This window comes from Chitinophaga sp. 30R24 (assembly GCF_049056765.1).
Taxonomy (GTDB): domain Bacteria; phylum Bacteroidota; class Bacteroidia; order Chitinophagales; family Chitinophagaceae; genus Chitinophaga.
The window spans coordinates 1,148,846-1,163,526 of record NZ_JBJGXX010000001.1; the positions used below are offsets into that span (position 1 = coordinate 1,148,846).

Below are 14,681 nucleotides of genomic sequence, written 5' to 3' on the forward strand. Positions count from 1 at the left end.
TTAACGGATATACTAAAATTACAACTGAGGGATCAGTATCTTTACAACGGTGCCACTATCCACTTCGTCTTCTGCCGACCTGTCTATAATTTCTATATGAATTTCTGTGTTATACATTTTATTGAGTAATTCCGCCCGGTTCTGGCTGATTTCCATTCCAGACGATTGATGATGCTTAGGCAGCATCCGCAGTGATTTGCTGCGTGCAATGCCAATGCCATTGTCTGCAATAATACATTCTAACATATCGGCGGCTACTTGATTAAAATAAATAGTTAGCAGGCCGGTAGGCTGTTTGGGATTGGTCATACCGTGTTTTACCGCATTTTCTACATATGGCTGTAGCAACATGGCTGGTATTTCCAATTCGGCGGTGGCAATAACCGGATCTACTATAATTTCATACTCCATCCTGTTTTCGAAGCGCATTTTCTCCAGTCCCAGATAGGTATTGAGATAGGTAATTTCATCCGCCAACGATATAAAGTTACGCCGGGAAAAATCTAAAGTTTTGCGGATCAGGTAAGAAAAATCCGAGAGGTATTTTTGGGCGAATTCATAATCGCGTTGCATTACAAACAGCTGTATGGAATTCAGGCAATTAAAAATGAAGTGGGGATTAATTTGGGCGCGGATAGCTTTTAGTTCAATTTCGGTAAGCTTTTTATCGTATTCTGTTTCCAGCTGTATTTTGCGTTGTTCTTCCAGTTCCTGTTTTTTCCGTAGGATTTCGGTGGTTTGTTCTTTTACCAGTTCTTCGAGCTGCTCATTGAGCTTACGTTGCAATTCTTTATTCTTGTTTAATTGTTTGATCAGCAGTTCCTGGGTACGTGTTCTTTCCAGGTGTACCAGTTTATTGCGGTAGCTCAGGCCGGCCAGGAAAAACATGGCTTGCAGCAATACGCCGCCAATTAACAGGAGGGTGGGCGCTGCCAGTTCGCCAAGTGCGCTCAATAGCCCCAGTGGGCGAACATGCATCAGAAAGGAACCAAAACAAGCCAGGTATAAACACACCGATCCGTACAAAAAGAACCGTACTAACGGGTGGTGTCTGGAACGGCGCGCCAGTGCTACAAATACTGCCAGCAGTGGCACTAACGTTACAAAATACACGTAGCTATATATAATAGTGGGCAGATGGTATTGTTCTGCAGTAATGTAGTACATGCATAAGAGTATCAGCCCGCCCACGAACATAGCCACCCATGTAAACACTTGTTTCATAAAGGGGTAGCGCTCCCGCAGGTTAAGGAAGGTGTTGCCGAACAAGAGGTACATGAGGTAAAAGCAGAACAGCAGTCCGGGAATATCCCAGTAATATTTAAGCATGGGCCAGCGGTGGAAAAAAGACAGCTGGTAAGGTTTGCTCTCCAGTCTCAGGGCAAAGAAAAGGATAAGGCCCAATACATAGGCGGCAAAATAGATATAGGATTTATCTGGTAACTGTATATAATTGATCACTGAAATACTGAAAAAAACAAGGAGCATACCGAGTAACACCTGGATAATAACGGCTTCTTTACGGTAATTATCCAGTTGGTTATCGCGGAAGAAAGCATAAGCTTCCGGGCTGTATAGCCTTGGCATCAGGGCATTTTCGTTATATGATTTATTAATGATATGTAGATAATAGATACGTGTTTGCCCTGGTGGCACCTGCACATTAAAGGCATAATGGTTCCATCTTTCTACGCCGCCATTATCCAGCATTAACCCGGTTTGTATTACCAGTTCAGGGGTATGCAGCGGCGTTTGTACATACCAGTACATGAAGTCGTGCCAGCCGGCAAAGAGCAAGGAAGAAAGCGGCTTATTACCTTCATTTTTTGCGACGAGCTTTAGCCAGCAATTATTAATCTGGGCATTGTTTTTAGGATTATCGTGAAATAGGTTGGGATGTTGGGTAAAAGGGAGTTGGCTCACCTGGGTGACAGTAAAATTTTTATCATCGATCAGTGTACTGATATAAGGACGCAGATCCATGCTCACCGGTGCGAAGGCGGAATCGGTAACAAGTGTGTCTGACGAAGGACGTTCAGTAGTGGCAAAGGATTCTGCAGTGTAACAATACAACAGCAGCATTAAAATAATGCGCTTCACAAAGTGATTTATAGAGATTAATTATAGCAATTTGTCAATGGCCTGGGCCATTGCTTCATCTTTGGTGGTAATAACATCCCCGGCATCGTGTGTACTGAGGTGTATGTACACTTTATTATACACGTTGCTCCAGTTGGGATGGTGGTCCATTTTTTCCGCCAGCATTGCTACTTTAGTCATAAATGCAAAAGCATCCCGAAAATCTTTGAATTCAAATGCCCGGTAAAGCTGCTTGTTTCTTTCTTCCCACATAAATCAGGAATTTAAAAGTAAAACTTTGGGGTCTGTCATTGGAATCTGGTCAAAATATAATACCGCTGCAGCTAAAAGTAGTGCCTGTCCTAAAAAATAAGGTTCATCTTATTTTTGATCTCTCTGATATCGAGTAAAGATACTAATTGTATAAGCGGAACAAGGCGTAATTCTTCCAATAATTTTTTCACATCCTCAGATTGGTAGTAATCTCCTTTGACCATCCAGAGGAAATCTATCTGTTTGAGCTCTGGGAGGAGGTATTCGGTTTGGCAGTGGTTGTTATAGATATAATGTACTACCGCATTGGTAGGTTCATGAAATTCGAATACAGGGAAGTGGAAAGACCGGTTTTTTTTGGAAAGGGAGATCTCCAGGTAGTTATTTACCCGGAAATTGGTGTGCAGCTGGCGGTTAATATGCCAGCCCAGTTGATAGTCCCGCGCTGTGGATGCAATGCCGATCAGGTGGGCGCTTTCAAAAAAGTCTTCTACCAGTTGGTCATGATCCAGCTTGAGCTTAAGTATTGTCATAACAGAAACGTAACGTTATATTCAACCAGGATGTTGCAATTTAATCTCCTTTCTTTTTACTATCCTTTTTAGACGGGGTTGCCGGATCCCAAAATACGGATTTAAAATTGGCTATTTTATCTTCTTTCACTATTATGCCTTCTTGTTCCAATAGTTCCTGCATCAGGGTAGGGGTGGCAAAATGGCTTTTCCCGCTTAGTTCTCCTTTGCTGTTTACTACGCGGTGGGCAGGAACAGCGGGTTGGGCGTTGCCGGCCGCGTTCATGGCCCAGCCTACCATTCGGCCGGTAATTTTCAGGCCGGATGCATCTGCAATAGCGCCATAAGATGTAACCCTGCCGCGGGGTATGCGGCGGGCTATTTTATATACCGTTTCGAAAAAGGAAACCGGTTTACTGGTTTCCTTTTTCTCCCTCTCTGCGTTTGGCAAGGAGGGCAGCTCTTTTGGGTTCAGGTACTTTTTCATAATGAAACGGACAGTGTTTACAGCCATTGCCGCAACAATAGCCCCGGTCGAGATGGAATTTTTCAGTAAATACCATATGTCCCTGCTCGTTATAGTAGAAATCAATCTTCTCCACCAACGGTAGCTTCATCGGAAGGCAGTTTTATGCTTTTCCAGTCCATTGGAGCGGCGGGCAATTGGAATTTCAGGTAGCGGATTGTTCTGCCATCTGCCAGGTGCATTCCTTCATAATAAGTTTGTATTTGCAGTAAAGGCGGCACTTCCGGTAAAGCATACACGTCGGGAATGTCTTCCACCAGGATGCAGCCGGCGGCGCTGATCACTTCCTGGGTGAATGCGTATAATTGCGGAGAATCTGTTTTCAGATTAATAGTGGCTCCCGGCGCCAGCAGCGGTTGGAATAGTTGCAGGAACTTAGGGTGCGTTAATCTTTTCTTCGACTTGGAATTACGGAGGAACGGGTCTGGGAAGGTAATCCAGATGTCCTTTATTTCTCCAGGTGCAAAGTAGTTATTCAGCTTGTCTATTTGTGTACGTAAGAAGGCGGCGTTAGGCAGCGGTTCTTCCAGGGCGGTTTTAGCGCCTCTCCAGATACGGTTGCCTTTTAGGTCTACCCCTATGAAGTTTTGATTGGCATACAGCCGGGCCATCCCCAGCGTATAATCTCCCTTGCCACAGGCCAATTCTAAGGTAACAGGGTGGTCGTTTTTAAAGAATTCATGCCATTTCCCCTGCATCCCTTCCGGGTATATCAATACATTCGGAAAGGTTTCTATTTCAGCAAATCGTTGTAGTTTTTTTTGTCCCATTTCCGCAAAAATAGCTGGAATTTTTTGAATGGGAAATGGATAAAAAAGATGCTGCCCTGGTGGATGGCAGCATCTTTCCGGATTTATAAGGTATTTGCCGGGGGGATAGCTTTAATGCCGGCCTCCGCCGCCCCTGCCAAAACCGCCGCCCCTGCCCATATCGGATGGGCTGGTGTGCATTACGGGTAGTTGTTCAATATTATTTCGCTGGGTGTTCCGTTCCGCATTAGGCCACTCATCATCAGTCCGTACCGGTTTCGCTTCAGGAACCTGCACCTGCCGGAACTCTCGGGGTTGGGGATTTTGGACCTGTGGTTTGTATACTTTCATCTGATTGCCTTCATGTTTTACCTGAGCGGCACTGTTTACGGGAACAATCGTAGAAGGCGCTATTTTCCGGTTGGTGAATTTTTCTACATCTCCTACGGCCGGACCTCTCGAATAATATTGGTTATGGCCGTTAGTGGTATTGAAATTATTAATTATGTTAACATGTCTGGATATTCTGTTAATAGTACCGGGCCGTACCAGGGCAGCCCCCAGGTTATGGTCATAAATATTGCCGCGGGGTACTGCATTCCAGTAAAAATCATGTGGTCGCCAGCCTCCGAAGGCGATTCCCACGTTTACATCCGGCATTAATGGCGCCCAGCAATAATAATTATCATAATCTCCCCAGGTAACCCAGGCAGGAGACCATTCATAGCCAGGCACCCACAGCCAGCCGTATGTATTATCATATATCCAGCGGCCATAGTGGAAAGGCGCCCAACCCCAGGGGTAATTAGACATCCAGGTCCACCCATCGGTGGCATAATCCCAATAGCCATTGGTGGCATAGGGTCTGAAATCTTCATCTACCCTGGGGCTCCAGACTGAGCCGTAAGCTGGATAATCCAGCCAAGAACCGTAAGGAGCTAGGTCGTCATAAAAGGTTTGATAGGTAATGTTACCGGAAGCTGTTGGCGGTGCCGCATCAGGTGGCGCTACCTGTGCGTACGACTTACTGAGTGCGGCACTGCACAGCAGTACAACTAGTAAAAATGCCCGCAGGCCAGAACGAGAAATACAGTGTTTCATGTTTACATTGATTTAAACTTGCCAGAAGGAATTTTGTGTTACATAATGCCCGGTAAAAAACGAACCAACGTTGGGGCGATAGCGTTATTTTATCAGCATAGCAAAGAACAGATCAGGCTTTGATGGTGTTATTTGTTTATTTCCTGACAATAAATTCGTCAGAAAGTGCTAATTAATGTTAATTACCTTAACAAAGAAGGGCATGTTGTTGTTCTAATTATCATTGCTCCTGTTTGTTTATCCAGGACCGTATCGGATTAATATTTATTTTAATCAAGCAAATGATGTTCGTAGAAGGAATTCGCCCATTAAAAAGAGCCAATGGTTTACTGCGCGTGCTGTTGTTTATTCCTTTTTTTGCCGGCATATTTGTAAATGGTAATGCACAAAACATAACGGATACTACTCATTATCTGACTTTGGAACAATGTATCCGTTATGCATTAGAGCATCAGCCGGCGTTGAATCAGGCGATATTGAATCAGGCGGTTACTAAAGCAACCAACGCCATCAATCTTTCTGGCTGGTACCCGCAGGTGAGCGGCAATATGAATATTACGCATTACCTGCAATTGCCTACCAGTTATGTAACAGATCCCAATAATCCGAGTTCAGCTATATTGGAACAGACCGGCATCGTGAATACTGCGATTCCTGGAGTATCGGCTACACAAACTATTTTTAATCCCAGTTTGGTGTACGCGAGTAAAACGGCCCCGTTATACACGAAGCAGGCTACTCAGATTACCGATAGTACTAAAATTGACCTGGTGGCTGCCGTGAGTAAATCTTTCTATAGCGTGTTGCTGACGCTGGAACAGATCAATGTTTTAAAAGAAGATACCATCCGGCTGTCGCGCAGCCTTACAGATGCCTACCATCAGTATGTAGGGGGTATTGTAGACGAAACAGACTATAAACAGGCGGCTATTTCACTGAATAACTCCAAAGCCTCGCTGAGGCAGGCAACCGAAAATCTGCGCCCTGCCTATACGACGTTGAAGCAATTAATGGGATTCCTGCCTGATCAGAATTTTGATATAGTTGTAGACAGTGATAAAATATTGAAAGATATTTATATAGATACAACGCAGCAGTTGCAATATGAAAAACGTATAGAATATCAACTCTTACAGACATCTAAAAAATTGCAACAACAACTTACCATGTATTACCAGCATGCTTATTTACCCTCTGTGAATGCTTTCTTTAATTACAATGCAGAATTTGAAAGCAATAAGTACCGCAATCTTTACAGGGCTATATATCCTTACTCATACCTGGGGTTAAGCCTTACGATACCCATCTTTACAGGGTTTGCCAGGATAAAGAACATACAACGTTCAAGGCTAATGGAAAAGGAGCTCAACTGGGGTGAAACGGCGTTGGAGCTGGAAATTAATAATGAATACGCAACCGCTTTGGCTAACTATAGAGGCAACCTGTATAGTATGCAGATGATGAAGGAAAATGTGGCGTTGGCAGAACGGGTATATTTCGTGGTAGACCTGCAGTATAAGCAGGGTATAGTGGCTTATCTAAATGTGATTACCGCCGAAACCAATCTGATAACATCTGAAATAAATTATATCAATGCTTTATATCAGGTACTGTCTAATAAGATAGACCTGGAGAAGGCATTGGGAATCATTACTTACTAACTATCATAAATCATTTGTATGAATCGCGTGCAGTTAAGAATAATGATTGTTTATTGCATAGCCTTTTATTCATGCAGGCCGCATAAGCCGCCGCCTAACCCTCCCATACCTGTTAACCTGCTGGCAGTAACTGCTGAACATGTTACCTATTATGATCAGTATCCTGCTACTACAGTGGCTATTAGCGTGGTAAACCTATTACCGCAGGTACAGGGGTATATTACAGGGATATTTTTTAAAGAAGGTACCCTGGTGAAAAAGGGGCAAAAGCTATACGAAATAGACACCCGCCTCTACCTGGCAGCCTACAACGCGGCAGTGGGCAACCTTAAAATGGCACAGGGTACCTTGGTACAGGCTCAACAGGATGCCGACCGGTATGTGTACCTGAATAAATATAAGGCAGTAGCCTCCCAGTTATATGATCATGCCGTTATTACCCTGAAAAATGCAGAGGCCCAGGTGATGTCGTCGCAAGCAGACGTAAAAACGGCTAAAACCAACCTCAGCTACGCAACTATTTACGCCCCTTTCGATGGTACTATTGGCCTTTCCCAGGTGAAGATCGGGAATATGGTCACCGTAGGGCAAACACTTCTCAATACGATATCTACTAATAATCCTATGGGGGTTGATTTCCTGATCAACGAAAAGCAGTTGGCGCATTTCCGGCAACTGAAACAACAACCCCCGCTGCCAGGCGATTCTCTTTTTTCTATTCTGATGCCAGATAATAGCCTTTATCCGGAGTTGGGAAAAATTTCGGTGATAGACCGTGGCGTAGATCCGCAAACCGGCACTATTACGGTAAGACTGGTGTTCCCTAATCCACAGAACTGGCTGAAAGATGGTATGAGCTGCATTGTACGGGTACATAACCAGGATATTACCCCGCAAATAGTGATTCCCGGCCGTGCAGTAGTAGAGCAAATGGGTGAATACTTTGTATTTGTGGCAAAAGACACAGTAATGCGTAGCGGGCATGATACCGCACATATAAACCATCTTATGGAGCACCATCTGTATGCCTTACAGCGAAAAGTAATGCCCGGGCAAACATTGGGAGCAAACGTGATTATCAAAAGCGGCATTAACGTGGGCGACAGTGTTGTTGTAGATGGCTTACAATCCTTACAGGATGGTTCCCGGATTACTACAGGAAACGCGCACCATACATCAAATAAAAACTAAATAGGCATCATTCTATGATAGCCAATACATTTATCAAAAGACCGGTGACAGCTATTGTGATAGCTATCGTGTTGGTACTGACGGGTGCAATCTGCATTCTGAACCTGCCCATAGACCAGTACCCGGACATTACACCGCCGATCGTACAGGTAAATGGACAGTATACCGGTGCCGATGCCCAAACAGTGGAGCAAACAATGGCCACTCCCATAGAAGGGCAGATCAACGGAACGCCTGGTATGGAATATATGCAAAGCAATAGCACCAATAATGGGCTCATGACGATCAATGTCACCTTCGATATTGGCACCAATATCGATATTGCCGCCCTGGATGTACAGAACCGGGTGAGCATTGCTACGCCGTTGGTACCGGCAACTGCTAGCCGGTTAGGGTTAACCGTGCGTGCGGTGAACCCGAGCATGCTAATGATGGTGGCGGTATATGCGCCTAAAGGAACCCATAGCATCACCTTCCTGGATAACTATACCAATATATTTGTGCAGGATGCCTTACTGCGTGTACCCGGTGTAGGTAGTATCAACCGGTTTACAGATGATTTCAGTATGCGCATCTGGATGAATCCCAATAAAATGGCCTCTTACAGCCTAACGCCCCAGGATATCATCAATGCATTGAATGCGCAGAACGTGCAGGTTGCGGCTGGTTCTGCCGGTGTACCCCCACAGCAGAAAACGCAAACCTTTGAGCTGGGCATCCTGGTAAATGGCCGCTTAAGCAAGGTGTCGGAATTCGAAAACATCATCGTAAAAACCTTGCCTGCTACAGGTGAGCTGGTATATATGAAAGATGTGGCCCGTGTGGAGTTGGGTAAGTTTACCTTTGCCAGTAACTCTTTTGTAGACGGACACCGTGCTTCTTACCTGCTGATTTACCAGGCTCCCGGTAGTAATGCGCTGGAAACAGCAAATGGTGTGTATAGTACCCTCAAACAATTAAGGCTGTCGTTTCCGGCGGATGTGGAATACAAAGTGCCATTTGAGTCGGTGACTGTGGTAAAGGTATCCATGACAGACGTAGTGCGCACCCTGTTGATGACATTAGGGCTGGTGGCCGTTGTGGTATTTCTATTTCTGCAAAACTTTCGTTCTACCCTTATTCCGGTGCTTGCCATCCCGGTATCTATCTTTGGTACTTTTTGCTTCTTCATTCCTTTGGGCTTTACTATTAATACCCTAACCATGTTCGGATTTGTGCTGGCTATCGGTATTGTGGTGGATGATGCCATTATTGTTGTAGAGGCGGTGCAGCACTATATCGACACACAAGGGATGTCTGCCAAGGAAGCGACCTATTATGCCATGAAAGATATTTCCGCGCCGGTAATAGCTATTGCCCTGATCCTGGCGGCAGTATTTGTGCCGGTAGGGTTTATTCCGGGTATCGTAGGGCGCTTATATCAACAGTTTGCCATTACCATTGCCATTTCCGTGATGATTTCGGCATTTATTGCCTTGTCGCTTACGCCGGCTTTGTGCAGCCTATTACTGAAGCCTACCAAAATTAAAAAGGAGGCCCATGGTATTAACCGTTGGTTTTATAAATTTAATGCCTGGTTTGAGCGGCTCACAGCTAATTATACCAATGGCGTAAAACAATGTATCAAGGCAGCCCGGTTTATTGTTATCCTGCTTATTTGTATCTGCGTAGGTACTTACCTGTTATTTATGCATAAGCCTACGGGCTTTATTCCTTCGGAAGACGATGGTAATCTGTATGTTACCTTCCAGCTGCCGCCGGCGTCTTCCACAGCCCAATCGGTGGCAGTAATGTCTGCCCTTATGAAAGTAGTATCCTCCACGCCAGGGGTAGGCCATATTGCTGCCTTATCGGGATTAAATGTGGTGAACAATGCTACCAACTCCAATTGTGGAACTATTTACGTACAGTTAACGCCCTGGGACGATCGTACTACAACGGAGCAAAGGGTACCAGGTATTATGAAGGTGATGCAAAAACGTATTGCCGACGCAGGTATCCGAAACGCCAATGTGGAAGTGATACAACCTTCTCCTATACCCGGTGTGGGTGAAACAGCAGGTTTTAGTTTCCAGATAGAGCAGCGTAATACTAACGACGATCTGCAGGCCTTTGAGAAAGTAGTACAGCAGTTTGTGAAAGAAGCGAACAAGGACCCTTCAGTATCAGGTGCCTACAGCTTTTATTCTGCAAATACGCCTGGTTATAACGTAACAGTAGACCGCGATAAATGTGAAAAGCTGGGTGTGGATATAGGAGATGTATTTACTACCATCCAGGCTTATATGGGCAGCCAGTACATCAACGATTTTACCACCTATAACCGTACCTTTCATGTGGTGGTACAGGCAGATACTGCTTACCGTACGTTGATCACAGATCTCAACAAGTATTATGTGCGTAATCAGGCGGGTAACATGGTGCCTTTAGGTACGTTAGTCAGTTATGCGCCTACAGAAACGGCGCCGTTGATATCGCATTTTAATATTTTCCGTTCAGCCGAAATAGATGGCGCTCCTGCGCCAGGATATAGCAGCACGGAAACCATTGCTGCCTTAAAGCGTATTGCCGACCGGATACTCCCTGAGGGCTATACGTATGAATTTTCGGGGTTAAGCTATGAAGAGATCAGGGCTGGTTCAACGACGATCTATATTTTTATTTTCTCTATCACCTTTGTGTTCCTTTTCCTGGCGGCCCTGTACGAAAGCTGGTCGGTGCCTTTCTCCGTATTACTGGCCGTACCTATAGGCGCTTTTGGCGCTATTCTTACCCTGGAGCTGGTGCCAGCGCTAACTAATAATGTGTATGCACAAATTGGTTTGATCACCCTCATTGGGTTGGCTGCTAAAAACGCTATCCTGATTGTGGAGTTCGCCAAGGTGCGGGTAGACAGGGGGGACGAGCTGATCAAATCCACACTGGAAGCAGTGAGTCTGCGTTTACGTCCTATCCTCATGACTTCCATGGCCTTTATCTTGGGTGTATTGCCGCTGGTATTTGCTACCAGTGCGGGAGCTGTGGCGAGAAGAACAATCGGGTTTACGGTGCTGGGGGGAATGGTGGCCGCCTCATCGTTGGCTATATTTATTGTGCCTGTATTGTTTGTGGTAATCACCCGTTTCTCCTATGGTAAGAAACAGCTGGCCTGGTTGCAGGAACATCATGAAGAATTGATGGAGAAATCAAAGTTGGTAGAGCACCAGGATATAGATCCTGAACTGGAATACGAAATACAGCAATCCCGTAATCAAGGTAAAACGGAAGGAGAATGATTGCTACTACCTTCATAAAACGGCCGGTAACAGGTATTGTAATATCCCTGGTGATCACCATTGCGGGTATGATTGCCGCTGATAATCTGGCGGTAGATCAGTATCCTGACATTACCCCTCCGGTGGTAGGTATCTCCGGGCAATACACTGGCGCCGATGCACAAACAGTAGAGCAAACGGTGGCTACCCCCATAGAAGAACAAGTAAACGGTGCTCCTGGTATGGAATATATGCAGAGTACTAATACCAACAGTGGGCAGATGGGTATCACCGTTACTTTCAAGGTGGGCACCAATGTGCATATCGCCGCACTCAATGTGCAGAACAGGGTAAGCATCGCCACGCCCTTGTTGCCAGCAGTGGTAAGCCAGTTAGGCCTCACAGTGCGCGCCCGTAATACCAGTATGCTGATGTTGGTAGCGATTTACGCTCCTAAAGGAAGTCATAATATTACCTTCCTGGATAATTATACCAATATATTTATCTCGGATGCTTTATTGCGTGTGCCGGGTGTGGGGGATATCACTACTCGTACCGATCAGTTTAGTATGCGTATCTGGATGAACCCGGATAAGATGGCCGATTACAGCCTTACGCCTACTGATATAATAGCGGCTTTAAATGCCCAGAATATCCTGGTGGCCGCCGGCTCTGTAGGAGCGCCGCCGCAATACGTTAGTCAAACGAATGAATATACGCTATTGGTAAACGGACGATTGAGCCAAGTGCCGGAGTTCGAAAAGATTATTGTTAAAAATAATCCTGCCACCGGAGAACTGGTATATATGAAAGATGTTGCCCGTGTAGAATTAGGCAAATTTACTTTTTCCAGTAATTCCTTTGTAGATGGTAAACGGGCCTCTTACCTGCAGGTATTTCAGGCGCCCGGCAGCAATGCCTTGCAAACCGCCAATAACGTATATGCAGCCCTGGCGCAGTTAAAGAAAAGCTTCCCGGCAGATGTGGATTACAAAGTGCCATTTGAATCGGTGACCATTATTAAAGTATCCATGCAGGAGGTAGTAAAAACCCTGTTGCAGGCCCTGGGCCTGGTAGCTGTGGTGGTGTTCCTGTTTCTGCAGAACTGGCGGTCTACCTTAATACCGGTAATCGCTATCCCGGTATCTATTTTTGGTACTTTTATTTTCTTTATTCCGCTTGGCTTTACTATTAATACGCTCACTATGTTTGGCTTTGTGCTGGCTATAGGTATTGTGGTAGATGATGCCATTATTGTGGTAGAAGCGGTGCAACACTATATAGATGAACAGCATATGTCGGCCAAAGAGGCCACCTATAAGGCGATGAACGATATTTCTGCCCCCGTGGTGGCTATTGCCCTCATCCTGGCGTCGGTATTTGTACCGGTGGGTTTTATTCCCGGCATTGTGGGGCGGTTGTATCAGCAATTCGCGATTACCATTGCTATATCAGTGATCTTGTCGGCCTTAATTGCATTAACGCTGACTCCCGCGCTTTGCTCGCTGTTGTTGCGGCCTTCTGCCATTGATAAGCGGAAATCCTGGATGGACAAATTCTTCTATCAGTTTAATAAGCGATTCCAGTGGCTAAATTTGAAGTATACTCATGGTGTAAAACGTGCTATAAATGCGCCAGTATTGATTGTCATCTTATTGCTGTGCATTAGCATTGCTACCTGGATGTTGTTTAAAACCAAGCCATCCGGCTTTATTCCGTCTGAAGACGGCGGTCGCATGTACGTAACTTACCAGTTGCCGGAAGCCTCTTCCACTACTGCTTCCGTAGCCGTTATGACCAAGTTGATGGACGTTGTGGGTAAAACCCCAGGGATGGATCATTATGCCGCCTTGTCGGGCTTGAATATTCTTAATTCGGGCAATAATTCTAATAATGGTACCATTTTCTGTATGCTCAAACCCTGGAGTGAGCGAACAGAGGCGAGCCAACAGATACCAGGCATTATAGATGTGATCAAAAAGCGGATAGCTGCTGCTGGTATTAAGAATGCCAATATCGTTGTTATTCCGCCCCCGCCAATTCCGGGAATAGGGCAGGCCGCGGGCTTTAGTATGCAACTGGAACAGGGTAGTACAACGGATGATGTACATGCTTTTGAAGATGTGGTGAAGAAATTTGTGGCGGCGGCGCATAAAAACCCGGCTATTTCCACGGCCTTTAGTTATTATTCGGCCCACACTCCCAGTTATAGCCTTACTTTGAACCGGGAGCGCTGTCAGAAATTTGGGGTAAATACCGCCGATGTGTTTACGGCAATGCAAGCCTTCATGGGCAGTCTTTTCGTGAATAACTTTACATTATACAACCGTACTTTCCACGTGGTAGTGCAGGCAGATACGGTTTTCCGCCGCCTTGTATCAGATATGAATAAGTATTATGTGCGTAATTCCGCCGGGCAAATGCTGCCGTTGAGCACATTAATCAGTTATCAGCCTATTACAACGGCACCGTTGATCCAGCATTTTAATATCTTCCGTTCTGCTGAGGTAGACGGCTCTACTCCGCAGGGGTACAGCACAGGCCAGGGAATTGAGGCCCTTAAAGAAACAGCTGCTAAGGTATTGCCACAGGGGTATACTTATGAGTTCAGTGGATTGAGTTATGAAGAGATCCGGGCCAGCGCCACCACAGTATATATTTTTATGCTTTCGATCGGATTTGTGTTCTTGTTCCTGGCAGCCTTATATGAAAGTTGGTCGGTGCCTTTTTCGGTGATGCTGGCAGTGCCTATCAGCGTATTTGGGGCTATATTGATGCTTAGCCTGGTACCGCGGTTAACCAATAATGTATATGCCCAAATAGGGTTAATCACCCTGATAGGACTATCTGCTAAAAATGCCATCCTGATTGTTGAATTTGCCAAAGTGCGGGTAGACAGGGGGGAGGAGCTCATCAAATCTACGCTGGAGGCGGTAAGTTTGCGTTTACGCCCAATTATAATGACCTCCATGGCTTTTATACTGGGCGTAATGCCCTTAGTGCTGGCTACGGGTGCAGGAGCGGTAGCCCGTAATACTATTGGATTTACAGTGTTAGGCGGAATGATCGCTTCTACTTCTATCTCTATATTTATTGTGCCGGTACTATTTGTGTTGTTCACCCGCTTCTCTTATGGAAAAAAACGTCTGGCCTGGTTGCAGGAGCATCACGAAGAATTGATGGAGAAGGAAAGAAAGATGGATCAGCAGCATATTGATCCGGAGCTGGAGTATGATATCAAGATGAGCAATGAGGCAGGAAAGGCAGAAGGTAAGGAAGATGCAAAATAAAAAAAGCCCGTAGGCATACGCTTACGAGCTCTTTAAACCAATTTG

At 45.4% G+C, this 14,681-nt stretch carries 11 protein-coding genes; 4 read left to right on the forward strand and 7 right to left on the reverse strand.

Features of this window, described 5'->3' with window-relative positions:
* Positions 1 to 18: 18 nt before the first annotated feature.
* The 7 genes from ACDQ55_RS04805 to ACDQ55_RS04835 form a co-directional block, all read right to left on the reverse strand.
* The gene (locus tag ACDQ55_RS04805; RefSeq protein WP_420980024.1) at positions 19 to 2,100 is read right to left on the reverse strand and encodes a histidine kinase; all 2,082 of its coding nucleotides are present in this window, start codon (positions 2,098 to 2,100) and stop codon (positions 19 to 21) included.
* Between the two features lie 21 nt (positions 2,101 to 2,121).
* Positions 2,122 to 2,352: a 4a-hydroxytetrahydrobiopterin dehydratase gene (locus tag ACDQ55_RS04810; protein ID WP_420980026.1), complete on the reverse strand. Its 231-nt coding sequence runs from the start codon at positions 2,350 to 2,352 to the stop codon at positions 2,122 to 2,124.
* Between the two features lie 89 nt (positions 2,353 to 2,441).
* Complete coding sequence (locus ACDQ55_RS04815; RefSeq protein ID WP_420980027.1) at positions 2,442 to 2,885, reverse strand: IPExxxVDY family protein; 444 nt, start codon at positions 2,883 to 2,885, stop codon at positions 2,442 to 2,444.
* Between the two features lie 40 nt (positions 2,886 to 2,925).
* Positions 2,926 to 3,351, reverse strand: coding sequence for an MGMT family protein (locus ACDQ55_RS04820; protein WP_420980028.1), 426 nt, complete (start codon positions 3,349 to 3,351; stop codon positions 2,926 to 2,928).
* The gene (locus tag ACDQ55_RS04825) at positions 3,278 to 3,481 is read right to left on the reverse strand and encodes a DUF5522 domain-containing protein (RefSeq protein WP_420980029.1); all 204 of its coding nucleotides are present in this window, start codon (positions 3,479 to 3,481) and stop codon (positions 3,278 to 3,280) included. The genes ACDQ55_RS04820 and ACDQ55_RS04825 overlap by 74 nt, the downstream gene beginning before the upstream one ends.
* Positions 3,453 to 4,160 (reverse strand): tRNA (guanosine(46)-N7)-methyltransferase TrmB, encoded by a 708-nt coding sequence (gene trmB / locus ACDQ55_RS04830; RefSeq protein WP_420980030.1) that lies wholly within the window; start codon positions 4,158 to 4,160, stop codon positions 3,453 to 3,455. The genes ACDQ55_RS04825 and trmB overlap by 29 nt, the downstream gene beginning before the upstream one ends.
* Positions 4,161 to 4,271: 111 nt before the next feature.
* A complete protein-coding gene (locus ACDQ55_RS04835) occupies positions 4,272 to 5,240 on the reverse strand; it encodes a DUF6600 domain-containing protein (RefSeq protein WP_420980031.1) in 969 nt (322 codons plus the stop codon).
* 281 nt (positions 5,241 to 5,521) lie between these two features.
* Between ACDQ55_RS04835 and ACDQ55_RS04840 the strand changes: the two genes are divergently transcribed.
* From ACDQ55_RS04840 to ACDQ55_RS04855, 4 genes are read left to right on the forward strand one after another with little or no spacing between them, the layout of a single operon-like run.
* Complete coding sequence (locus ACDQ55_RS04840; protein ID WP_420980032.1) at positions 5,522 to 6,901, forward strand: TolC family protein; 1,380 nt, start codon at positions 5,522 to 5,524, stop codon at positions 6,899 to 6,901.
* A gap of 18 nt (positions 6,902 to 6,919) precedes the next feature.
* On the forward strand, positions 6,920 to 8,092 hold the full coding sequence (locus ACDQ55_RS04845) for an efflux RND transporter periplasmic adaptor subunit (protein ID WP_420980033.1): 1,173 nt from the start codon (positions 6,920 to 6,922) through the stop codon (positions 8,090 to 8,092).
* A 14-nt stretch (positions 8,093 to 8,106) separates the two neighbouring features.
* Positions 8,107 to 11,367, forward strand: a complete 3,261-nt coding sequence (locus tag ACDQ55_RS04850) for an efflux RND transporter permease subunit (RefSeq protein ID WP_420980034.1) — start codon at positions 8,107 to 8,109, stop codon at positions 11,365 to 11,367.
* A complete protein-coding gene (locus ACDQ55_RS04855) occupies positions 11,364 to 14,636 on the forward strand; it encodes an efflux RND transporter permease subunit (protein ID WP_420980036.1) in 3,273 nt (1,090 codons plus the stop codon). The genes ACDQ55_RS04850 and ACDQ55_RS04855 overlap by 4 nt, the downstream gene beginning before the upstream one ends.
* Positions 14,637 to 14,681 lie beyond the last annotated feature (45 nt).

What these genes read in the sequence shown, in the direction of transcription:
- ACDQ55_RS04850 (WP_420980034.1), top strand. Translation starts at nt 8,107, where the DNA reads ATGATAGCCAATACATTTATCAAAAGACCGGTGACAGCTATTGTGATA.
- ACDQ55_RS04845 (WP_420980033.1), top strand. Translation starts at nt 6,920, where the DNA reads ATGAATCGCGTGCAGTTAAGAATAATGATTGTTTATTGCATAGCCTTT.
- ACDQ55_RS04855 (WP_420980036.1), top strand. Translation starts at nt 11,364, where the DNA reads ATGATTGCTACTACCTTCATAAAACGGCCGGTAACAGGTATTGTAATA.
- ACDQ55_RS04840 (WP_420980032.1), top strand. Translation starts at nt 5,522, where the DNA reads ATGATGTTCGTAGAAGGAATTCGCCCATTAAAAAGAGCCAATGGTTTA.
- trmB (WP_420980030.1), bottom strand. Translation starts at nt 4,160, where the DNA reads ATGGGACAAAAAAAACTACAACGATTTGCTGAAATAGAAACCTTTCCG.
- ACDQ55_RS04835 (WP_420980031.1), bottom strand. Translation starts at nt 5,240, where the DNA reads ATGAAACACTGTATTTCTCGTTCTGGCCTGCGGGCATTTTTACTAGTT.
- ACDQ55_RS04820 (WP_420980028.1), bottom strand. Translation starts at nt 3,351, where the DNA reads ATGAAAAAGTACCTGAACCCAAAAGAGCTGCCCTCCTTGCCAAACGCA.
- ACDQ55_RS04825 (WP_420980029.1), bottom strand. Translation starts at nt 3,481, where the DNA reads ATGAAGCTACCGTTGGTGGAGAAGATTGATTTCTACTATAACGAGCAG.
- ACDQ55_RS04810 (WP_420980026.1), bottom strand. Translation starts at nt 2,352, where the DNA reads ATGTGGGAAGAAAGAAACAAGCAGCTTTACCGGGCATTTGAATTCAAA.
- ACDQ55_RS04815 (WP_420980027.1), bottom strand. Translation starts at nt 2,885, where the DNA reads ATGACAATACTTAAGCTCAAGCTGGATCATGACCAACTGGTAGAAGAC.